The organism is Mycobacterium sp. (assembly GCF_965229105.1).
GTDB lineage: Bacteria > Actinomycetota > Actinomycetes > Mycobacteriales > Mycobacteriaceae > Mycobacterium.
The window spans coordinates 4135099-4157223 of sequence record NZ_OZ245858.1 but is presented as its reverse complement, the minus strand read 5'-3'; the positions used below and the strand labels follow the sequence as shown (position 1 = coordinate 4157223).

Below are 22125 nucleotides of genomic sequence, written 5' to 3'. Positions count from 1 at the left end.
GTCCCGGCGCCAACCCGCTGACTGTCTGTAGGGTTCACTAGCCGAGCCTTCTCGGCGAGCGATATCGCGGGCGGATCGGTGGTGGGTCGTGAGTGCACGCTTCGTGGAACTCGATTGGGCGCAGACTCCCATGGGTGTCATCAGCCTGCGCAGGCGTATCGAGCCATCGCTGAACGTTGAGGTGTATGAGGTCAAGCTCGGCGACGAGTTCTTGATGTCGAGTCTGTTCACGGTGGCCGAGGTGGAACTTGCGCGCCTCGGGTTGTCGGAGGCGGTCGATGCCGACCTGGATGTCGTCGTCGGGGGATTGGGACTCGGCTATACGGCGGTGACGGCGCTCAACGATTCCCGCCTTCATTCACTCGTCGTGATCGACGCACTGGCAGAGGTCATCGGCTGGCACCAGCGTGCGTTACTTCCCGACACCGCCGAACTGGTGTCGGATCCGCGGGTCCGCCTTCAACACGGCGACTTCTTCGCGATGGCCGACAGCGACGTCGGTTTTGATCCGGAGGCGCCGGGCCGCCGCTTCCACGCCGTCCTGCTCGACATCGACCACACGCCGCGACACCTCCTGCACCCGAGCCACGGCACGTTCTACACGCCTGCGGGACTGCGAAGGCTCGCCGGGCACCTGCATCCCGGGGGAGTCTTCGCGCTGTGGTCCGATGATCCACCCGACGCCGACTTCGAGGCGGTCCTCGCCGAGGTCTTCGACCGTTCCGAGGCGACGATCGTGCGCTTCCCCAACCCGCTCACCGGCGGATATTCGACCAATACGGTCTACGTCGCAAGCTAGTGCTCGCAGACCGACATCTGATCAAGAGGCCCTGATCCGGATGCGGATCGGGCCGCGCCAGGTGGCGTCGGGATCAAGGACCTCACCCCGCTGCGTGATCTCGACGTCACCGGAGCTGGCCAAGTCGCGGGCGATGTCGCGGGCACCGGCCATCAGCTCGCGCCAGTTGTCGCCGCCGACTGCCCGGGCCGCATCAGACGGGCAGGTGCTGCTGTCGCTGCCTCGGTGCCGCGCCAACGCACACATCGCCGCACGCAGGCGCCTCTCGACCGGTCCGTCGCCGAGGGCAGTCATAGCATCAGCCGACGCGGGCCCTGCCCCCTCGGCGACCCGGCTCAGCTCGGCCCGAAGCGGTTGTTTCACACAGTTGCCAGGGGCGCCGCGCCGGTGATCGTCGGCAACGTCAGCTGGATGCTCGACACCCTGAGTGTTCCTGCCGTCCATAGTGTTCCGTAATCTGCGGCCGAGGCGACCAGCTGCAGAGTCACTCTTTGGCCTGGGTTGAGAGTTTGTGCCACCTGTTCCAGCGGAACGGTGATGCTGTGGGTTTGCCCATCCAACGTGACCGCAATGGGGGTGACCTGATTGCCGAGCACCTGACCTGTGGTGTCGTCGACAAGCTGGGCGTAAACGTGGGTGCTGATGCCCTCGCCGGAGTAGGTCAGGCTGAGTTCTGGTGTGCCCACGATGTACGTCGTGTTGGTGGCAGCGGGGATCGCCAGGTTGTAGGCGTTCAGCGCTTTCGTCCCGCCGATGGGTAGGACCACCAGCAGTGGCCCCGAGCCACCCAGGAAGGGCAGCAGGGGAAGTACGCCGCCGGTATTGCTCGATACGACGATGGTGCTGCCGGCCGGGGCGGGGTAAGTGGTCGACGAGTAGTACTGCCCATTCTGGTCGACCCACTCGAATTGCGGTCCGACGTCTGCGTTTTGGTCGCCTTTGACGTAGCGCGCGAGCCAGGCCAGGGTGTCTGCGGTGATCAGCTTGCCGTCGGTGTCGTCGAGCAGATTGTTCGTGCACAGGCCGTGACCGCCGCAGAACCAGACCACCTTCGTCGGGACTTCGTTGCCGATCAGCGTCAAGGCGTTGCGGTTCGCCTCCTGCAGGGTGAACAGCGTGTCGACAGTGCCCTGGATGAGCAGAGTCGGCGCGGTGATATCGCCGAGCAGATCGGCGGGGCCGCGCTCGGTCAGGAGGTCTTGTTGGGCTTGCGTCAACGTTCCGGTCAGGGCGCCGTAGATCGCTGCCGGGTAGATCGCCGGGTTCGGCCGCGCCAGGGTGGCGAGCAGGGCGAGGGTCAACAGCGAGCCCCAGCCGGTCTTGAACGCCTCACTTTTGTAGAGCGAGGTGTTCAGCGAGTTCCAAGCGATAGCGGGAACGATGGCGTCGACCCGGTGGTCGGTGGCCGCGGTCACCAACTGAACACCGCCGCCGTAGGACGGGCCGACCATGCCGAACCGTGGGTCACCGGGACCGTCGAGCTGAACTTCGGGTTGCGTGGCGACCCAGGAGATGATGGCCGAGACGTCCTTCGCCTCGAACTCGGGGGAGTCGAGTTCAGCTTGGCCACCGGAACTGAACTCGCCGCGCGGGTCCCAGGTGACGACGTTGTAACCGGCATTGCGAAGTGTCCCCACCTGTACCGCACCAAGGAAGTCGGTCAAGATGCCGTCGAGCGGGGTGCCGTTGAGGCTGGTGCTGCCTGGCATCCCCAAGCCGGGACCCTCGAAGATGGTAGGCGCCTGCTGCCCGTCCAGGAGGCCGGCGGCCGGCATGAAGTGCACGTAAATCTGCGTTCCGTCGAACGAGGTGAGTTTGACGTCGCGCGCGACGGGCGCGTTGGCCGGCGCCCCTGGTAGGACGGGGTAGCCGACCAGCGGGTGGATCAGGTCGCCGAAGATCGGAATCTGGTGGATGGCCGTGACGATGGGGGTCACGAAAGTCGGGCCCAGTACCGGGATTTCCTGCAGGAAAGCCAACGGCGGAGTTTGTGTGACAGCCACGCCGGGGGTGAAGGCGGGTGTCGCTGATACCGATGCGGTCGGTGTCGTGGCCGGCGCGGACTGTTTACGCGCCACGGCCAAGCCCAATGCCGCCGGTACATCAAGGGCTGGCGTCACCGGGGTGCCGGGTACCGCCGTGCTGACTGTGGACAGCGTTGCAGCGCGGCGCTTTCCGGGTGATGCCGTTTTCGCGGCGGTTGAGTGCGATCGTGGCGCGGTGTGTTTGGCCGATGGGCCGGGCGAGGGCGCATTCGCCGACGACGATGTGGAGGTGGTTTGCCCAGCCGTATCCGCGGACGCCGCACCGCAGCCGTACAGCACCGCGACGCCGATGCCCAACGCCGCCGCCAGCCCGCCGACCCGTCCGATATGCGCCGCTGCCCCCATACCAACCAGACTCCGTTCGCGTTTGCCGAATCATCCGCTGACCGGACCGTAACGTAGGGAGTCGTCCCTGACCGCTCAATCCCGGTCCTTGATGTCATCTTCCTGGGACTCGATGACAGTCGTGGGCGGGGCGGATCGTTCCCATAACACGGCCCCCACGCATGCCGTGACCACCCATCCGGTGCCGATCACCCCACACCACGTCAACAACGCCATGGCCACGCCCATCGCGCCCAACTCATCCCATCCGTTGAGCAGCGGCGGGAACAGAATTCGGGTGGCGATCGGCAGAATCGTCCCATCGATGACGACGCCGGCCAGGCCGGCGAACACCACATATTTCCGGCCGTGACCACCGTCGCGGACCAGCAGGATGGGCGTCAGCGACCAGAAAATCCAGCATGGCAGAAGGGAAGCGGTGAAGCGGAGCACCCGCATGGCGCCGTGGTGATCACCGCCGAACGCGATCCGTTCACGTACGCCGATCATCGCCAGATACAACGCGAACCACGCTACGCCGCGCCAGACCTTGCCGAAGAGCCCGAATTGTTCACGGCGCCATGCCTTGGCGAAGATGCTGGCGATGCTCATCCCCATGGGGATCACCCACACCAGAAAGCCTGCGACACCAATGAAAGTCCAGCTGGACCGCAATCCTGACGAATGCCCGAAGGCGTCGCGGACATGGTCCGTCAGTGGCGATACCAGGCCGAGGGCGCGAGTGAAAACCGTTCCGGGACTGGCATTGTCGGCAAAGCCAGTGAGGTAGCTGAATCCGATGATGATCAACGGGATGACCGTGGTGAACAGCTGAACCGACACCAAGATGCCCAGCGTGCTCCCATCGATGTCGCTGAAACGGGTGAGGATCGCCGCGATGGGCCGGACCTGGCGTGCCGCGGCCAACTGTCGGTAACGCTCTTCGAGCCGCCAGCGGACGGCATGCGGATTGGGCCCTTGGCTCACAGGTGGACGGTACCGCGACACCCTGGGGCCGGCCCTGCGCGGCCTCGCGTGTCAGACCCCGCGCTCGACCGGTAGCAATCCCCGGTCGACGGCGGCGACCAGGGCGCCGTGGTCGGCTTCGGTCTGGTCGGCGTACCGCCGCGCAAATACCGCCAGCGCTTTGTCCACGCGACTAGAACCACCCAGATAGCCCGCGATCATCGAGGCACCGCTGGTTCTGGCATGCCCCTTGGCAAGCAGCGCGCCCACGACGGCGGCATAATCTGACAGCGTGGCTGCATCGATTGCATCTAATGGGATGCGGCCCTTCATATTTCGGAATTGCCGCACGTAGTATTGCCGGCCTGCCATGCTGGTCCAGCCCAACAGCGGATCGCTCACCGTCTGCAGAGACTGCTGGTACTCCACCACCCGCTGCCCCTGATGCGCATGCCACGCCGACTCGCCGTGCACGTAACGGGCGAGTACTGACCGGCGGGCCTGCTTGAGCTGTAGGAACACGACGTCCTCCGGCGAGGAGCCTTCCAGTAACGCCACATAGGCGCGCAAGCCGACGCTGCCGACCCCGACGACCTTGTGCGCGACATCAACCAAGGTGTAGCCGCCCAGCACCCGACGCCAATAGGGGGACAGCGTTTCCAGGTAGTCGTCGAGCGCTTGTGCGAGTAACTCGGCCTCGTATTCCGGCAGTCGGGTGATGAGCGGCGGCTCTTCGACGATCGTGCGCACGCCCGCCACTTCGCGGGTGAAGCGGGGCAACGCGCGGTCACCGGTTCGATGACGTGCCCGCTCGGCCGAACGAGCCACCTCTGCTTGGAGCGACCCTGCCGTTTCGGCGGCCAATCTGTCGACGTCCAAGCGGACGAAGGCACGCGAGAACAGGGGCAGGTCGGCCAGCCTGCGCAGCTCCAGACGGTAGGCCTTGACGCATGACCGGACCGCGTCTTCACAGTGCTGCTCCGAGGCTCCGTTCTCTCGGCCAGCGACCCAGATACTGGCCACCAGCCGCCGCAGGTCCCACTCCCAGCCACCGGGGTGCGCTTCGTCGAAGTCATTGAGGTCGATGACCAGATCCCGCTCGGGGGAGGCGTAGAAACCGAAGTTGCCCAGATGCGCGTCACCGCATACCACCGGGGTGATCCCCGTGGACGGCAGCCGGGCCACATCGTCGGCCATCACCACGGCGGTGCCACGCAGAAAACCGTACGGAGAGGCGATCATCCGGCCCACCCGGACCGGGATGAGTCGATCGACTCTGCCCTGGTGACTGACATTGATCAGGTCAACGGGGTCGGGCCGATCCACCGGGGGAGTCCAGTCCGCCAACGAACTGCGCGGTACTTTCTTGCGCAGGCGCTTGCCCAGCGCGTACCGCTCGGCCCTGGTGACGGGCCGTTGCCGCAAGGAGCGGTAGGACCCACTGTCGGCCTCGGCGAGGACGGTGTGCCCGGCGCTTGTGGTGGCGCGGTTCATGTCGTGCGATGCGTTGTCCATCCAGGCCCACCTTCTCACGGCAAAGCCGGTCGGTCAGGTTATTACGCGCGATGGCCGGACATCAACCCTCGCAGGGTGCGCGCGAGCAGGTCGATATCGTCGTCATCGTTGTACACATGCGAGGCGACCCGGATGAGACATGAGGATGCGTCGTATTGACCTGCCCAGGCGCGAATGTTGTTGTCCAGCAGTGTCTGCTTCAGCTCAGTGAGGTTGGCGTGCGGCAGTAGATACGCCCGCAGCCGCGGCGGACGCAGACCGACCCCGCCGGTGGGGACGGCGCCGATCGCCGACAACACCTCGTCGGCGTAGTCGGCCAGTCTCGCGCAATGGGCAATCGCGCCAACTGAATTCCATTCCCTGTGCATGCCGATCGCGGCCGGGACGGCCAGTCGCGATGCGGGATCGAATGTGCCTGGCCAACCGAAGCGTTCGGCCAGAAGTGGCTCGTCCACGGTCAGTGACGTCTCGGCGGGCTGCAGCCGGGGCGCTACTGCTGGGGTCGCCCAGATGATGCCGACCGCGCGGGGGACCGGAAGCCATTTGTGCAGAGTTCCGAAGGCCGCGTCGACGCCCTGCCAGTGTCCGACGTCGATGTGGAACGGCGCATGAGCGGCGTCGACAACCACTGTTGCGCCGCGCTCGTGGCCCCAGCGGGCCAGCTTGTCGACCGGCAGTGCCAGCGCAGCAGACGACGTGATCGCGCTGAACTGCAGGATGGTCGCCTCATCGCCGGCCGCTCGCGACAGATGATCGAGCAGTTCGGCGTCGTCGCGCAGCGGCAGGGCAACCGGCACGATGCACAGCCGGGCTCCGACGTCATCGCAGCGTCGCTGCCAGCCGCGGATGACCGACGAGTATTCGCAGTCCAGGACCACGACGGTGTCACCGGGGGCAAGCGGTAACGATCGTTGGACCGCTGCCGCGCCCGAGGTGGCACTTGATGTCAGGGCGCATATCCCGGGATGCGGCAGTCCCAGCTCGGTGGCGACCAGCTCGGCGATCGACACCAGGCGCTGCTGCAGGGCGTCACCGAGGTTGATATTGGGATCAGACTCCAGCTCACGCCGCTGCGCTGCGCAGTGCGCCAGCATGTCCGCAGTGGCCAATCCGTACGACGCATGGTTGAGCATGACGATCTCTGGAGCCAGGGGGAACTGGTCGCGCCATGACTGTCTCATCAGATCGCACAGTAACCAGTTCCCTGGTGGCGGGCCTACTTGTCGCGGCGGCTGGAGGTCGCAGCGCTGGCCTTCTTGCTGGCCGCCTTCTTCGCAACCGCCGGTTTCTTGACGGTGCGCGCCGCAGCGCCCTTGGGTGCGGCCGCGCCGGAATTGGACAGCCCGTTGAGGTTTACCCCTGGGGTTGTTTGGGTGACGGTCGCGCCGGTTTGGAAGACCGAGATGGCGACTGCGAGTGGACCTCCGACGGTGACGTCGTTATTCGAGCCGAAGGCATGGATTCCCATGCTGGCGATCGTGAGGGTGTTGGGATCGGTGTGGTTGACGCTGTGATCGCCGCCGAGAGTTCCGACGTGCGTGAGGATGCCAGTTGCGTTGAGCGTCATCGCATTACCCAGACCGTTGACTGCGTTGCTGATGATGCCGTTGGCTGTCACCGAGTTGGTGGTTCCCTGCGAGCTGTTACCCAGATTGATCGCGGAGTTGCCGAATTCAGGTATTCCGGACAACATGCCGGCAGCGGTCTCGCTGTTGTCGCCGACCGTGACGGCCAGCGAAGCGAGACCACCACCGAGGGCCACCGCGTGCTCACCGAACGCCGTGGAAAAGTTGAGCGCACCCGCGACGGCGTTCCCGGCACTGCTGTCGGTTCCGACGGCGATGGCGGCCCCGAACAGTCCACTGGCATCGGCCGTTGCACCCGCGCCGATCGCGATCGCGATGCTGGTGAGGTTACTGACGCAGGAGGCGCTGTTTCCGATGCCGAAAAATGATGCACACGTCGCATTGGCCGTGGGCGCGTAACCCACTGCGGCAGCGGCGAATGCGCTGGATGCCATCGCGGCGGCAAGCAGCGCGCCGACGGTCTTGTTCTTCGAATCGGTTGTGTGGTCGATCATGAGTGTCATCCCCTGTGAGTCCGCACTTGTCAACAAATGTTGACTTAGCGTAGGCATCAATGCGCAGCATGTCAACGGATGATGACTTACGGGACTTGACCGCCTGGTGGTCAGCCGTCATGCGCGCCATTGAGCGTGCGCAGCACGTGTAGCGCCGTCTCGAGATCCGCATCTGACACCCGTTGACCGGCCACTTCCAGCAGGCCAGTCCAAGACCGGTGCAAGCGCGTGAGGTTCTCCGCGGCCCGTGGTCCCGGTTTCAATCCGGCCTGCCGGTTGTCGTGCGTGTCTACCTCGCGCTCGACCATGCCCTTGGCCTCCAGCCCGCGTAACGCCTTGCTGAGATTGCTGCGCTGCAAGCCGATGGCCGTGGCCACCGAACTGGGACTGCACCCCGGATGCCCAGCGACGAAACGCATCACGCTGACCTCGGTGGCGTTGAGCCGCACCACCTGTGGGTCGCCATAGTCACGCGCCTTGACGGCACGAGCCAACGCCAAGACTTGATCGGCCAACTCCACGTACGCGCCGCTGCGGTCCGCATCTTTGCTCACAACGACACTCTACCGGGTAGATATACAATGATAATTATCATTCGATAACTAATTCAGGAGTTCCGATGCCAGGCATTGGCAGCATGCCGACCAAAGCGCCGACGACACACGAAGGTGCCACCATCACCTCGGCGCTCTTGGTGACGCTGGCACTGCTGTCCGCCGTCGCGCCATTCGCGACGGATTTATATCTGCCCGCCTTCCCGACGATGGTCTCCCAGCTGCACACCACCGCATCGGTCGTCCAGCTCACACTCACCGCGTTTCTTATCGGACTCGCACTGGGGCAGTTGGTCTTTGGGCCGCTCTCGGACCGCTTCGGCCGGATGAAGCCGCTGATTGCCGGCGCTGTGGTCTGCGTGCTCGCCAGCGCGGTGACAGTGCTGGCACCGACTGTCGAGATACTGATCGCCGCACGCCTCGCCCAGGGATTTGCCGGCGCCGCCGGAATGGTGATCGGCCGGGCCATCATCAGTGACCTGGCGACCGGAAAGGCTGCGGCGCAAGCCTTCAGTCTGATGATGATCGTGGGTGGTATCGCCCCCGTCATCGCGCCACTGGCCGGCGGCTTCCTCGTCGGGCCGATCGGCTGGCGCGGCGCCCTCGGAATTATTTTCGGCCTATCCGTAGCGATGTTGCTCGCCGTGCTGATCGTCGTTCGCGAGACCCACACCGACCAACGCCGCGCGGCGTTGCGAGCGCAAAAGATCGCAGCCGGTTCACCTTTGATGAGTCTGTGGTCGCGGACCTACCTGGGTAACACGGCGGCCTTCGCCTTCGCTTTCGCCGCCCTGATGGCTTATATCTCGGCGTCGCCCTTCATCTACCAGACGATGATGGGGCTCTCTGCCGGACAGTACGGCGCGGTGTTCGGATTGAACGCAACGGCCCTACTGGCGACAAGCGCTCTGTCGGCGAAGCTCGCGCGGCGCCGTGAGGTCCACCACCTGGCGGCCATCGGTCTCGGCGTCGTATTCACCTCGAGTGTCGCGGTGTTGACGCTGGCGATCACGGGTGTCGCGGCGGGTTGGCTGGCACTGCCACTGCTCACCATCGTCGGCGGGATGGGCCTGATCTTTGGCAACACCACCGCACTGGCGCTCAGCGCAACGCCGAGGGCAGCCGGTACCGCATCTGCGGTGCTCGGGGCCAGCCAGTTCCTGCTGGCGGCCATCGTGTCGCCGTTGGTCAGCATTGCCGGTGAACGCACAGCGGTACCGGCCGGCATCATCCTGGTCTGCGCCTCCGCGGTCGCCTGCGTAGGCCTGCTGGTCGCGGGGAACCGGGGTTCTGACGCGGACCGGTAGCACGATCGGGGATCAGGACAGTTGGGGCGCGCAGCCGATCCTGTTATATAGCAATGGTTTCGACGATCCTTCCCTGCTGCATCCGGACACCCGACAGTCGTTGAAGTTCATATTCCCCTCACAGCTCCCGTGCCATCATCCGTGCTAGATTCCGTATAGTGGAATTAAGTTCCGCAAATGTGAGGCAATGTCAGAGCCTCGATTCGACGGTTCACACGGGCGAGGAGCGGGCACATCATCACGACAGCAATCGCGGGCCCTCGGCCACGATGGCGCCGCAGCGCCGGCGTCGTCGCCATCAGTACGGCACTCGCTCTGACGGGCGGTTGTGCGACTCCGGCCGGCGTCACCGCAGGCGAGAGCGCAAGAACAGCCAGCACCGTTGCGCCAGACCCGTGGGCGATCACCGATCTGGTGGGGTATGTCGGAGGCAAGTCCGGTGGCGCTGACACGAGCCTGGAACCGGTCACGATCGGTTGGGTCAACCAGCAGGGCGGGTCATTGGAATTTCCCGATGCGACCGCAGGTGCTCAAGCCGCAGTCAAGTACGTCAACGAGAAACTCGGCGGCATCGACGGACATCCCTTGGAGCTGAGCACCTGCTACGTCGTGGACAACGAGCAGGAGGGAAATGCCTGCGGACTTCAGATGGCCAACGACGACAAGGTCAAAGCAGTCTTGTTCGGCACGCTGATAGCGGGCGGCCGATCGTTCCAAGCGGTGCTGCAGGGCAGCAAACCGCTTCTGATGGCCAACTCGGTCAGCCCGCCCGACGCTGCAGGCAAGAACGTTTACATCTACAACGGCAATCCCAGCACGATCTTCGGCGGGATGGGCACCTACCTCCGAAGTATCGGGGCGCAAACGGTGGCGGCGATTTATCCGCAGGATGCATAAAGCGCCGCCGGGGTGGCCGAACTCAAGAATGTGCTGAGCCCGCTCGGCATTGAGCTCAAGGCCGTCGGGTTCGATCCAGCGTCGACCAACCTGACGGCAGCAGCGGTGGCCGCCAACGTCCAACACGCTGACGTTGTCGTTCCTTTGGTTTCTGCTGCTGCCGACTGCGTGGCCGCGGCGAAAGCGCTGAAATCGCTTGCGGTAACTGCCCCCATCATTTCCAGCGGGTCATTCTGCTTCTCCGAGGACGTGGCCCAGGGCCTTGGCGGCGAGGCACCCGCATGGCTGCAACTGTCCACCCAGAGCAACGTCGCAGACAGCTCACTGCCGGATGTGAAGGCCTACCTGGAGCAGTCCGGGGCCGCCGGGCTCAGCGGCGACATCCAGACCAACTCCGGCGCCACACTGGCCTGGGGATTGGTGATGACAGCAACGCGCTTGCTCAACGAGGCGGGCGGCGCGAATTCGACGCCCGCCAGCGTGGCACAGAGTGCTGAATCATTCACTGGGCCAATGGTGTTGGCCGGCCAGACAGTCAAATGTGGTGCGTACCCAGGCTGGCCGGCTCTTTGCGGCGCCCAGACCCGGGTGTTCGAGCATACCGGCGGCAACTCATTCACGGCAGCGAGCAGCTGGCTCGACCCGTCGGGTCTTTAACGCCGATGTTCCACCACCCCCAAATTCTTGACGACCGAACCTAAGGAGTCCTGATGACCACAATGTCGAAGACCTCGATCCTTGCCCCCGAGCCGGGCCTGCGCCCCGATGAACTGGTGCAACGTGCGGCCGCTATGCGTGAGCATCTGATCACCGAGCAGGACGCCACCGAGGAGCGGGGCGCCTATTCGCCCGAGACCCACGAACTGTTCAAACAGGCCGGTTTCTACCGGACCCTGCTGCCGAGTCGCTACGACGGTTACGAGTTCGATGTGCCCACCTTCTTGCGCATGATCGTCGAAATCGCCCGCGGATGCCCCGGCACCGGTTGGTGCCTGTGCCTGGCGGCCGGACACGGTTTGCAGCTCGGCGGTCTGTACGACGAGGCGGTCCAGTCAAAAGTTCTGTCGGCCGACGGCGACTTCGCTGCTCCTTTGCGTGGCGTGCCGATGGGCACTGCGACCCGGACCGGGGACGGGCAGTGGAAGCTGCAGGGGACGTGGGACTACTGCTCGGGCTCGCCGTACTCCACCTACGCAATGCTCGCGGTCCGGCTGAACGAGGGCGACGGCGCGTCAGGGAGCCAAGGGCTCGCCTTGGTTCCCCGCGCCGACTGGACCTTGATGGACGACTGGCGGCACCGGTCGTTCGGGATGCGCGGCAGTGGTTCCAACAGCATCCAGGTCGATGGTGCCGTGATACCCGATCGGTTCGTGGTCCGTGGCAGCCTGCTGGGCCGCGGCGGCGGGCTGGAGACGCCGGGCTACGAACTGCACGGCAATCCCATGTATGCCGGGAATCCGATGGGCTACCTCCAACTTGAGATCACCGCGATCCTGGTGGGCTGCGCCTACGCCGCATTGGACGAGTACGAGCGGATCATTCGGGCCAAGAAGACGCCGGGACCGCACGGTGTTCCCCGGTTCAATATTCCTGACTACCAACGCTATTGGGGTTTGGCCAGCGGCAAGATCAGTGCAGCCGAGGATGTACTGCTCCGGTCCAGTCAGTACTACATGCAGTTGTGTCAGGAAGCCGTCATCGATGACACCGGGTTCCCTGCCGAGCGTTTGATGCGGATCAATGCCAGCACGCACCACGCGGTCAACCTGGCTTGGGAGGCCGTCGAGTTGCTGTTCCGAACCTCCGGGACAAGCGAGGGCGGAACCAACGGTTCGCGGATGCAGCGCTACTACCGTGACATCTCCACCGCGCGGACCAATATCGGGTTGCAGTGGGAGACGTTCGCAACGGACCTGGCCCAAGAGCACTTCGGTGTGCAGGTCGGACCGCCTGCCTGATGCAAACGTTTGTTCTGTTCGCCCTGCTCGGGCTCGGGTCGGGGGCGGTGATCGCTGCCATCGCGATCGGCGTGGTGCTCAGCTGGCGCGGCAGCGGGGTGATCAACCTCGCCGCAGGCGCGACCGTCATGGTCGCCGGCTATATGTTCTGGTCGCTGCGCACCGGCTTCTTCGGGTTCGAATTGACGACCGTTCCGGCGATCATCGTGACATTGCTGCTCATGGTCATCTACGGGCTGTTCGTGGAGTTCGCTGCCGTGCGGCCATTGCGCAGTGCTTCACCGCTGGCCAAACTTGTGGCGTCGCTTGGGGTGCTATTGCTCAGCCAGGCCGTGGTGATGCTCTCCTTTGGCACCTCGCCCCAGTCCAGCCCACCTGTCTTGACCGAGGGCTCCGTGCCCGTGTTCGGTGTGGCGGTCCCCGCAGCCCAGTTCATCTTGGCCGGAATCGTGGTGCTTCTGGCTGGCGGACTCGCAATTCTCTACCGGTTCAGCCGCTTTGGGCTGGCCTCCCGGGCGGCCTCGGAGAACGAGAGTTCAGCGGTCCTCGCTGGGCTGTCGCCGGACACGATCTCACTGGGGAACACGGTGCTGGGTCATGTGGTCGCCGGGTTCGTGGGGGTGCTGGCCACCTCGGTGGTGGGCATCAGCGCCACGACGCTGCCCTTGCTGATCGTCCCGGCTCTGGCCGCCGCTTTGTTCGCTCGCTTCACCTCGTTCGCTGTTGCCTGCGCGGCCGGTCTGCTGATTGGGATGGGGGAGTCACTGCTCTTCTACGCCTCGCAGCAGTCTTGGTTCCCCACCCAAGACGGCTTCGCTCTTCCTGGGGTGCAACAGCTCGCCGAGTTCTTCTTGGTGGTCATCGCCCTGTGGTGGCGTGGCTCAAGCCTCCCGCAGCGCGGGGATTTGGTGGAACGGTCGTTGCCGAAGGTGCCCAGCCAGGATCGGCTCTTGGTGCGCGTCGCACCCGTCGTCTTCGCCTGCGCTATCGCCTTGGTGGTGCTCCCGGCGAACTTCCGCCAAGCCGTCGCCACGGGTCTGGTGGCGACGATCCTGTGCCTGTCCTTCGTTGTCATCATGGGCTACGTCGGCCAGCTCTCGGTGGTGCAGTTGGCGTTGGCCGGAGTTGCCGGGTTCACGTTGTCACACCTGGAAACAGGCTGGGGTATCGGCTTTCCGCTCGGCCCGCTCATCGCCGTCGCCGTAGCGACCGGACTTGGGGTTCTCATCGGTGCCAGCGCCTTGCGGGTACGGGGAGTCACCCTGGTCGTGGTGACCCTCGCGGCCGCGATCGCCATCGAACAAGCCATCTTCGCCAACGCGGACTGGGGTGGCGGTCAGACCGGCGCACCCGTGCGATCCCCGTCGCTCCTGGGTTTCAATCTCGGCCCGGATTCGGCCTTCCGCGGGTTGGATGGATCCCTGCCCAGCCCGGTCTTCGGGTTCTTCGCCCTGGTGGTGGCTACGGCGTGCTACCTGTTCGTGGCGAATCTTCGTAGGGGAGACCTCGGCCGCCGAATGCTGGCAGTGCGTTCCAACGAACGGGCCGCGGCAGCCGCAGGTGTCAACGTGCGGGGAATCAAGCTGCAGGGCTTCGCAATTGCATCTTTTCTGGCGGGAGTGGCCGGGGTGATGTACGCGTACAACTTCCGTACCGTCTCGGCGAGCAGCTACGACACGATGATCGCGCTCATGTTGGTGGCCAGCGTCTTTGTATTGGGAATGACGTTGGCGCAGGGGGCGGTGCTGGCCGGATTCGGTGCGACCGGTGCGGTGGTACCGCTCATCCTGCAGACCTGGGTGCTCCCCGAGGGCCAGGTCGCGATCTATATGCAGCTGATGATCGGCCTTGGGTTACTCGTCCAGCTCAGAGTCTGGCCCGACGGGGTGCTGGTGGCGTCGGCCGCGAAACGCAAACAACGCGAGCGGGACTCAGGAACCGGCGAGCCGCGGCCGTTGGTGCTGGCCACCCAGCGGGAAGGCGTCTAAACGATGGCGACACCTGTTTTGTCAGCACGGGGGATCAGTGTCCATTACGACGGGGTCCGGGCGCTGCACGAGGTCGATATCGAGGTGCGGCGCGGCCAGATCGTCGGGTTGATCGGACCCAACGGTGCGGGCAAGACCACGTTCATCGACGCCGTGACCGGCTTCGCGCCGTGCTCGGGTCGGGTCGAGGTAGACGGCCGTGACATCAGCCGAATGCGTCCACATGCCCGTCGGCACGCAGGACTGGCGCGGACATGGCAGGCGGTGGAGCTGTTCGACGACCTTACGGTGGCCGACAACCTGGCCGTTGCGGCCCGCCAGCCCACTCTCTGGGCGACGGTACGTGAACTCTTTGTCAACGCCGAGAAATCCCGTCCGCCAGTCGAATACGCACTCAATGCACTCGGCATCAGCGATATCTCCGAGGCGATGCCCGAGGAGTTGTCGGAGGGCCAACGCAAGCTCGTCGGTATCGCGCGAGCCTTTGTCGGCGAGATTCCGAAAGTGGTGTGCCTGGACGAGCCCGCGGCCGGCCTCGATACCGACGAGAGCGCGGCGCTTGGTAGGCAACTCAGGGGTCTTCGGGCTCAGGGTCACCAGATGCTGCTCATCGACCACGACATCAGTTTCGTCTTCTCCACTTGTGACCACGTGGTGGTCCTGGAGTTCGGTCAGGTGATCGCGTCGGGCCCGCCTGCTGAGGTTCGCCGAGATCCACGGGTGATCTCGGCCTATCTGGGTTCGGCCGCATCTGAAGACGTCAGCATCGTGGAGGACGCGTGAGCGAGACGGTATTGCATATCGACCGGCTCACCGCCGGTTACCACCGGGTCGAGGTCATCCGCGACGTGTGCATCGAACTCGGCAGGGGTGAGGTGGTGGCGCTGCTGGGGCCCAACGGTGCAGGAAAGACCACGACGTTGCGTGCGATCTCGGCCCTGGCGCGGGCGTCGGCCGGCTCCATTTCGATAAATGGCCAGAATTTGGCGGCGTTGAGCCCCGCCGCGCGCGCACGGCTCGGCATTGCTCACGTGCCAGAAGATCGGGGACTGTTTCGCGGATTGACTGTGGCAGAACATCTTCGGCTCGGACCCCGCGGGGAACGAATCGATGCCAACGTCGCCTATCGGTATTTTCCTGCGTTGGAGCCGATTGCCGATCGTCGGGCAGGAGTCCTGTCTGGGGGTGAGCAGCAGATGCTGGCAGTCGGTCGAGCTCTGGCCCGCCAGCCTTCGTTGCTGTTGCTCGACGAACTCAGCCTGGGTTTGGCGCCGGTAATCGTCGAGAAGCTTCTCCCGGTGATCCGCGCGTACGCCGATGCCAGCGGGTGCGCGGTCCTGTTGGTCGAGCAGCACGTGCATCTCGCACTCGAGATCGCCGACCGAGCGCATTTGATGGCGCACGGTGCGTGTAGCGCAAGCTACGACGCCGCTGAACTGCGCCGAGACCGCGGTCTGATCCAGGCCAGTTACCTGGGTGGCCCCGAGCGGACCAGCGAAGCCGAGGAACACACACAAGCCGAACAACCACAAGAAAGAGGATCGTCATGAAAATTGGAATCATCGGAGCTGGACGGATGGGGCAGGCGCTCACGGGGCTTTTCGTGGCAGCAGACCACGACGTGACGCTCTCGAATTCGCGAGGGCCCGCATCGTTGGCCGACCTGACTGCCCGGTTCGGACCGCACTGCAGCGCCGCGGAGGTACCCGACCTGGTCGCCGCGAGCGACCTGGTGATCGTCGCGACGCCCTGGGGCAAGACCGCGGAAGCGCTTGCCGTGGTATCGGATTGGACTGGGGTAGTGGTGGTCGACACCACCAACAACCGCAGCAAGCCGGGTCCGGATGGCCTCATCGATATCGGCGACCGAATCTCCAGCGAGATCGTCGCCGACTATGTCCCCGGCGCTCACCTGGTCAAGGCCTTCAATATCACGCCGATCCCGTTCATGGTCGAGGCATTGGGTTCGGAGGAGACCAAAGCGGTCTACGTCGCCGGCGACGACGCCGACGCGAAGGCCCTCGTCGGTGAACTCCTCAGGAGTATCGGTGCAGAGCCTGTCGACACCGGCGATCTGTATACCGGCGGCTGGTTGCAGGGCATGTCAGGACCGTTGGCCGGAACGCTGGAGATGCTCACTCCCGAAGAAGCCACGGCACGCCTCGAGCTGGCCCGTGCGGATGTCCGGCAGTGAACTGATTCCGAGTCCTGCAACACATTTCATCGAAAAGAAGAGGTTAAACCCATGACCATCGTCACCGTCAGCAAGTCCATTTCACTCCCAGCTCCGGCCAACAAAGTATGGGAGTTCGTCAGTGACTTCAGCGGTTATGCCTCGTGGCAACCGCACATCGAAAAGGTCGCCGTTCAACCAGGTGGCGATCGGCTGGTGACCTTCACCCGCGGCGATACCGTCCTGGACCGGATCACCGCACGCGACGATGCCGCCCGCACCCTTACCTACGGTCTCGTTCCCGGTCAGCCGACGCCGATGACGAAGCTCGACGCAACCTTCGCCGTGACCGAGTCCGGCACCGGGAGCGAGGTTGAGTATCTGATCGAGGTCGATGTGCCCGAGGGTATGGCCGATCTTGCCCGCGGTGGGATTGGATCCGATATTGACGGGGCACTTGCGGGGCTGGCCTCGCAGTTCAATGGATGAGGTCGACCTTGGATGACGTCGCCGACAGTCCCGTCGCCGTAGTGACCGGTGGTGCCGGCTTCATCGGGAGCGCGATCGTCGCGGCCCTGGCGGATTGCGGCCACCAGGTGGTGACCCTGGACCGTGTTGGGGACGAGGGCGTGGATCTGGCGGATGAGGCGCAGGTCCGCGCGGCAGCCCGCGACATACTGGCACGGCACGGTCGCTGTGACGTACTGGTTCACGCTGGGGTCAACTTTTCGCGATCCACGCTGAACGATCTCTCCGCGAACCTCTTCCACCAGGTGATGGCCGTCAACGTCGAGTCGGTGTTGTGGCTTGCCCAGGAACTGACGCCACAGATGGCGTCGCGCGGCTTCGGCAGGGTGGTGATGGTCGTGTCTGACACGTTTTTCGACCCGCCGCCGGCGGCGGACATGTTGCCCTACATCGCAAGTAAAGGCGCACTCGTCGGGGCGTCGCGGGCGCTGGCGCGGTCCCTTGGCGCCGATGGCATCACAGTCAACTGTGTGGCGCCGGGCCTGACATCACCGGAGACCGGGCCTGGACCGGTCAGCGCGGTGACCGAAGCGGTGGTGTTGCGGCAGGCACTTCCTCGGCCGCTCGTGCCCGAGGACGTCGCGTCGGTGGTGGCGTTTCTCGCCTCGCCGGGGGCTCAGGCCGTCACGGGACAGACGATCTGCGCGGACGGCGGGCTTGTCATGCGCTGACCGGCCCCGGCGCGGCGCAGTGACACGTCGGTATCCTGTGATCCGGCATCGGAGGTCACGTGAAGCAACCACCCTCATCCCAGCCCGTCGGCCGGGATTCAGGGCATGTGCGTGCGGTCCAACGCGCCACCAGCATTATGTCCGCCCTTGCCGAGCACCCCTACCCAGTGGGCATCGTCGAATTGGCGCAGTTCGTCCAGCTTTCGCCAGCCAGCGTGCACCGGTTGCTGTCGACGCTCGTGCAGGTCGGTTGGGTCGAGCAGAACTCTCGCACCAGCAAGTACCGCCTGGGTATGGGTGCGGTCGGGATCGGCAGTGTCGCCGTCACGACCAACCCCGTCGTGCATGACGCGCGGATGTTCCTGGCCCGGGTCGCGCAGTGGTCTGGGCATGACACCGTGCTGAGCACCCTCATCGGCGGCACGACCGTACAGCTCATCCGTGTCGCGGGGGTCAACACCGAGCTCATCGAATTCGAGCCTGGCCGACCACAACCGGCGCACGCCAGCGCCGACGGAAAGCTGCTGCTGGCATACCTTCCCGATGACGAGGTCCGGCGCGTCTTTACGGCCAACGAGTTGCGGAAATTCACCTCGAATACCATCGTCGACTTCGACCGGATGCAACGTGAGTTCGAGATGATCCGGGCGCGGGGCTACGCGGTCGATGATTTCGAGAGGTTCGACACCGGCCGCGGTATCGCAGTCCCGTTGCTTGGCTCCAACGACCGACCGCTGGCGGCCGTGATGTGCCTGGGCAAGCTCGACCCGGCCCGCGACGCCGATCTCGTCGAGCAGCTGCAGTCGGTGGCGCGAGAGATGTCCGACCGCTTGAGCGCGACGGGCGACTTGCCCGTCTCGGCATTCACCGCAGCAGAATTCGAGCCGGATCCCGAATAGCTGGCGCTTCGGCCGAGGCGGAATCGGCTATGGCAGAAGGCGAGTCACCAGACCGCGGTCGCCATCGACCCGCACCCGGTCACCGGTTTTCAGCACCTGGGTAGCCACCAGAGTGTTGACGACGCAGGGCAGACCGTACTCCCGCGCCACCACAGCGCCGTGTGACACCGAGCTGCCGATATCGGTGACCAGTGCGGCGATGACGGTGAAGTACGGCGTCCACCCGACGTCGGTGACGGGTGCGACCAGGATTTCCCCGCGCTGCACGTCGCGCGCATCTCGGATTGACTTCGCCACGCGCACAGTGCCTTCCACTGTTCCTCGGCTGGCAGGCCGGCCGACGATCTGATCGTCGGTATAGGCGCTGGGTGGCTTCGCGGTAATGGGCTTGGGCCGTCCCACCGAGACATCGTCGAATTCGAGCGAATCCTGGAACGCCAGCGCCTCGCGACGCCGCAGCGCCCGCTGCACGAGCCCAGAAATGTCCGCGTCGGCGACAATGCGGTGCAACTCGGCACGGTCGAAGAAGAACACCAGATCGGCATCGGGGAGCTGTCCCATCTGGGCGAGAACCTCGCCAAGATGGCGATACCCGCGCTTGAGCGCGTGTGCCATCAGGGCCATCTTGGATTTGGTCTCTTCGCGCCCGCGCGCACCGCCTTGGGCCAGACGGGCGAGGAATCTGACAGCTGACGATGTGGGCGCGTCGGGCTGTTTGCGGACCGGACCGCGGTCTGCCGGGTCGAGCGCGGCCCGCAACATGACCTGCATCATCGATCCCAGACCACCTGGGTCCTGGGCCCAGGACGGGTCACGCATACACAGCTCCCGGTATCCACGGTGACCGTGTCGAATCAGGAACTGCCGCAGCGCAATACCGCTGGCGTTGCCGTCAGCACTCAGCTTGTTGATCGCGTCGTCCGGTGCGGCAGAGAGGAAGCCGTCGGCGGCCGCACGGTCGGCGGCGATGGTCCGCACGACCGCGTCGAGTTCGGCGAGCATGACGGCGCTTTCGACGTCGGAAGCCCCCGCCATCAACCGCATCGCCTCGGCCTGGCCCTCCTCCTTGCTGCGTCCGTTCTTGACCGCTTCTTTGGTCAGAAAGTTCTCCAGGACGTTGGCTGCAACGGCGGCACGCGATGATGACCGCACATGGGTGAGCGTGACCTCGCAATACAGGTCGACGCCGGACTCCAGCTGATCCAAGAGCAATTGTGGGTCGTTGCCGGACGGGATCTGGAATCCAGCGATCTGGCTGTCGAGCCGGCGGATCGCCGGTCCGGCAGACAACGCATGAGTGACGAGCCGAACCGTGTTGACGAGCTTGCGGGCGAACGGTTTCGGCGGTTTGGCCTCGAGTTCGTCAACCACCCGACCGCAGATGGACATCGAGAATTGTTCCAGGGAGTTCCCCAGGATGCCCGAGCTCAATGCCGTACCTTCGGTCATGTTCAAGAACATGTGTCCGTAGAAGTAGCCGACCTGAAGCCACGGCTTCTCGTAACCGTCCTGAGCTCGTGCGACCACCTGGGTCGTCTGCATGGCGTGATCGATGGCGTATCCCGACACCGACGCGGTGAGCGGGCAGAATGCACCCGGCATCATCTCACCGATGTTGCAGCGCGTGTAGACGTGGTTGACACCTGCGACCGGTGAATCCATCTCGTTGAGGTCCCCGGGCAGCGTGGTGATCGGCCGTGCCTGCAGCCACCACAGCGTGCCGGACTGGTCGATCGCCCATTCGAGATCCAGTGGCTTGTCCCAGTATTGGGCGGCGAGTAGGGCACCAGATCTGATCTCGTCGATCTCGTCGGACGACAGGACCGGTTCTTCTCCCACCTCGTGCACGGCGGGGGTGCCGTCGGCGTTCAGGACAAGATGGTCGGGGGAGGCGGAGCCGTCGACGAGAGCTTCGCCGAGCCCGGCGATGGCATCGATCACCATCAGATCGCGCCGGCCTGTCGTTGGATCTGCGGTGAACACCACTCCCGCCGCACGGGCATCGACCATCTGCTGGACGACCACGTTCATGGTGGCCGCACTGTGGCCGCTATAGGACTCTGCGCGTAGGGAACCCACCGAGTCGGCGCACTTTCGCACGGCCGCGACGAAACCGTCGACCGAATCCACGCCGAGGACGGTGTCGTATTGGCCGGCGAAAGATTGGTCGGCGCCGTCTTCGCCGACCGCAGAGGACCTGACAGCCACCGGGGTGGCCGCGGCGCCGACGAGCTGGGCATACCGTTCGGCCGCGGCATCAAGAGGGCCCGGTGCGGACGCATCCGCGACGACGAATCCCACGGGCACAGCCAGGCCGAGGCGTCGCAGTTCGGCAAGACCCGCCGCCTTACCGCCGAAGCGGTCGTCGGTGATGTCGTCGAACTCGATCGTTCTCGGTGTCATGTTCTCAGTCGGTGGCATGACTCAACTCAGCTCGTCGACGATCTCGGCCAGTGCGTCGACCGCGATCGGGCCCGGTTGGTACAGGCAGATCCGGTCGGACACCCCGTCGACGCGGTCGCGGATGTGCTTGGCCACCTCGGCCGGGGTGCCGCACGCTGCGATGGTGTGGAGCATCTCGTCGTCGATCAGCGTGGACATCTCCTGCCAGCGGCCCTGCTTGGACATTGCGTTGAGTTCGGGCTGCAGATCGCCCCAACCATGAGCGTCAAGCACCGGCCGGTAGGCGGGAGTGGAACCGTAGAACGCCAACAACATTCGGGTTGCCGTGTGGTCATCGTCGGCTCCGGAACCGACGGAGACGATGATCTCGGGCACCACCGAGAAGTCGTTCTCGCTGCGTCCGGCCGCGGCAAGACCGGCACGCACGGCCGGCATCGTCGTTTCGTGCAGGAACCGCTTCGACCCGAACGGCATCACCAGCAGTCCGTCGGCCACTTCGGCGGTCGCCCGGGTCAGACGCGGACCGAGCGCCCCGAGATAAATCGGTGGCGGACCGAATGGGTTGGGCCCGGGGTTGAAGGTCGGCGTCATCAACGTGTGGTGGAAGTACTGGCCGCGGAAGTCCAGCCGTTCACCGTCGTTCCACGTGGCGAAGATCGCCCGCAACGCGCCCACCATCTCCTTCATCCGCTCGACCGGCCGGTCGAAGTCCGCTCCGTAGCGCTTCTCGATCTGTGCCCGCACCTGCGTTCCCAGACCCAAGATGAACCGGCCTTCGGCGAGCAGCTGCAGGTCGTTGGCTTGATGTGCCAGCTGAATTGGATTGCGGGGGAACGCGATCGCGACGTTGGACATGAGGTCCAGACCCTTGACCGCTGATGCCAGCACCAGCGGTGTGAACACGTCGAAGGGTCCCTCGAATGTGAAGACGCCGGACGCACCGGCTTCTCGCAGAAGTGCCGCTCGTTCGACCACATCAGTCGGGCCAAACAACGCTGTCATGATTTTCATCTCGCCG

General features: G+C 64.8%; 21 protein-coding genes. 12 read left to right on the top strand and 9 right to left on the bottom strand.

The features are described 5' to 3' along the window. The first annotated feature begins 88 nt into the window (after positions 1-88). Positions 89-799 carry a polyamine aminopropyltransferase gene (locus tag ADBZ9O_RS19380; protein ID WP_526524573.1) on the top strand — a complete coding sequence of 237 codons (711 nt, stop codon included), beginning with the start codon at positions 89-91 and terminating at the stop codon, positions 797-799. Between the two features lie 21 nt (positions 800-820). Here ADBZ9O_RS19380 and ADBZ9O_RS19375 read toward each other — a convergent pair whose 3' ends face one another. The 7 genes from ADBZ9O_RS19375 to ADBZ9O_RS19345 form a co-directional block, all read right to left on the bottom strand. Next, positions 821-1093, bottom strand: coding sequence for a DUF3253 domain-containing protein (locus ADBZ9O_RS19375; protein WP_526524572.1), 273 nt, complete (start codon positions 1091-1093; stop codon positions 821-823). Between the two features lie 65 nt (positions 1094-1158). Then, complete coding sequence (locus ADBZ9O_RS19370) at positions 1159-3189, bottom strand: S15 peptidase family protein (protein ID WP_526524571.1); 2031 nt, start codon at positions 3187-3189, stop codon at positions 1159-1161. A gap of 75 nt (positions 3190-3264) precedes the next feature. Beyond that, complete coding sequence (locus ADBZ9O_RS19365) at positions 3265-4155, bottom strand: hypothetical protein (protein ID WP_526524570.1); 891 nt, start codon at positions 4153-4155, stop codon at positions 3265-3267. Positions 4156-4206: 51 nt separating this feature from the next. Beyond that, a complete protein-coding gene (locus ADBZ9O_RS19360; protein ID WP_526533286.1) occupies positions 4207-5628 on the bottom strand; it encodes a DUF2252 domain-containing protein in 1422 nt (473 codons plus the stop codon). A 62-nt stretch (positions 5629-5690) separates the two neighbouring features. Continuing rightward, positions 5691-6830, bottom strand: a complete 1140-nt coding sequence (locus tag ADBZ9O_RS19355) for an aminotransferase class V-fold PLP-dependent enzyme (RefSeq protein WP_526524569.1) — start codon at positions 6828-6830, stop codon at positions 5691-5693. Between the two features lie 35 nt (positions 6831-6865). Further along, entirely contained in the window at positions 6866-7729 is an 864-nt protein-coding gene (locus ADBZ9O_RS19350; RefSeq protein ID WP_526524568.1) for a hypothetical protein, read from the bottom strand. A gap of 110 nt (positions 7730-7839) precedes the next feature. Next, entirely contained in the window at positions 7840-8283 is a 444-nt protein-coding gene (locus ADBZ9O_RS19345) for a MarR family winged helix-turn-helix transcriptional regulator (protein WP_526524567.1), read from the bottom strand. Positions 8284-8348: 65 nt separating this feature from the next. On the opposite strand from ADBZ9O_RS19345, the gene ADBZ9O_RS19340 reads away from it, so the two are divergent. The 11 genes from ADBZ9O_RS19340 to ADBZ9O_RS19290 all read left to right on the top strand — a co-directional run bounded on the left by ADBZ9O_RS19340 (position 8349) and on the right by ADBZ9O_RS19290 (position 18704). Then, on the top strand, positions 8349-9590 hold the full coding sequence (locus ADBZ9O_RS19340) for a multidrug effflux MFS transporter (RefSeq protein ID WP_526524566.1): 1242 nt from the start codon (positions 8349-8351) through the stop codon (positions 9588-9590). Positions 9591-10004: 414 nt separating this feature from the next. Next, entirely contained in the window at positions 10005-10487 is a 483-nt protein-coding gene (locus ADBZ9O_RS19335; RefSeq protein ID WP_526524565.1) for an ABC transporter substrate-binding protein, read from the top strand. Between the two features lie 12 nt (positions 10488-10499). Further along, a complete protein-coding gene (locus ADBZ9O_RS19330) occupies positions 10500-11144 on the top strand; it encodes a hypothetical protein (protein WP_526524564.1) in 645 nt (214 codons plus the stop codon). Positions 11145-11197: 53 nt separating this feature from the next. Beyond that, positions 11198-12445 carry an acyl-CoA dehydrogenase family protein gene (locus ADBZ9O_RS19325; protein ID WP_526524563.1) on the top strand — a complete coding sequence of 416 codons (1248 nt, stop codon included), beginning with the start codon at positions 11198-11200 and terminating at the stop codon, positions 12443-12445. Then, the gene (locus ADBZ9O_RS19320) at positions 12445-14433 is read left to right on the top strand and encodes an ABC transporter permease (protein ID WP_526524562.1); all 1989 of its coding nucleotides are present in this window, start codon (positions 12445-12447) and stop codon (positions 14431-14433) included. The genes ADBZ9O_RS19325 and ADBZ9O_RS19320 overlap by 1 nt, the downstream gene beginning before the upstream one ends. A gap of 3 nt (positions 14434-14436) precedes the next feature. Continuing rightward, on the top strand, positions 14437-15216 hold the full coding sequence (locus tag ADBZ9O_RS19315) for an ABC transporter ATP-binding protein (protein WP_526524561.1): 780 nt from the start codon (positions 14437-14439) through the stop codon (positions 15214-15216). Further along, positions 15213-15983, top strand: coding sequence for an ABC transporter ATP-binding protein (locus tag ADBZ9O_RS19310; protein ID WP_526524560.1), 771 nt, complete (start codon positions 15213-15215; stop codon positions 15981-15983). Before ADBZ9O_RS19315 ends, ADBZ9O_RS19310 begins: the two co-directional genes overlap by 4 nt. Next, complete coding sequence (locus tag ADBZ9O_RS19305; RefSeq protein ID WP_526524559.1) at positions 15980-16627, top strand: NADPH-dependent F420 reductase; 648 nt, start codon at positions 15980-15982, stop codon at positions 16625-16627. Before ADBZ9O_RS19310 ends, ADBZ9O_RS19305 begins: the two co-directional genes overlap by 4 nt. Positions 16628-16678: 51 nt before the next feature. Next, positions 16679-17095 carry an SRPBCC family protein gene (locus ADBZ9O_RS19300; RefSeq protein WP_526524558.1) on the top strand — a complete coding sequence of 139 codons (417 nt, stop codon included), beginning with the start codon at positions 16679-16681 and terminating at the stop codon, positions 17093-17095. After that, positions 17092-17805 (top strand): SDR family NAD(P)-dependent oxidoreductase, encoded by a 714-nt coding sequence (locus ADBZ9O_RS19295; protein WP_526524557.1) that lies wholly within the window; start codon positions 17092-17094, stop codon positions 17803-17805. Before ADBZ9O_RS19300 ends, ADBZ9O_RS19295 begins: the two co-directional genes overlap by 4 nt. 59 nt (positions 17806-17864) lie before the next feature. Then, complete coding sequence (locus ADBZ9O_RS19290) at positions 17865-18704, top strand: IclR family transcriptional regulator (RefSeq protein WP_526524556.1); 840 nt, start codon at positions 17865-17867, stop codon at positions 18702-18704. Positions 18705-18731: 27 nt separating this feature from the next. On the opposite strand, the gene ADBZ9O_RS19285 is transcribed toward ADBZ9O_RS19290, so the two are convergent. After that, a complete protein-coding gene (locus tag ADBZ9O_RS19285) occupies positions 18732-21107 on the bottom strand; it encodes a PEP/pyruvate-binding domain-containing protein (protein ID WP_526524555.1) in 2376 nt (791 codons plus the stop codon). A 21-nt stretch (positions 21108-21128) separates the two neighbouring features. Continuing rightward, a complete protein-coding gene (locus ADBZ9O_RS19280; RefSeq protein WP_526524554.1) occupies positions 21129-22118 on the bottom strand; it encodes a TIGR03617 family F420-dependent LLM class oxidoreductase in 990 nt (329 codons plus the stop codon). Positions 22119-22125: the final 7 nt, after the last annotated feature.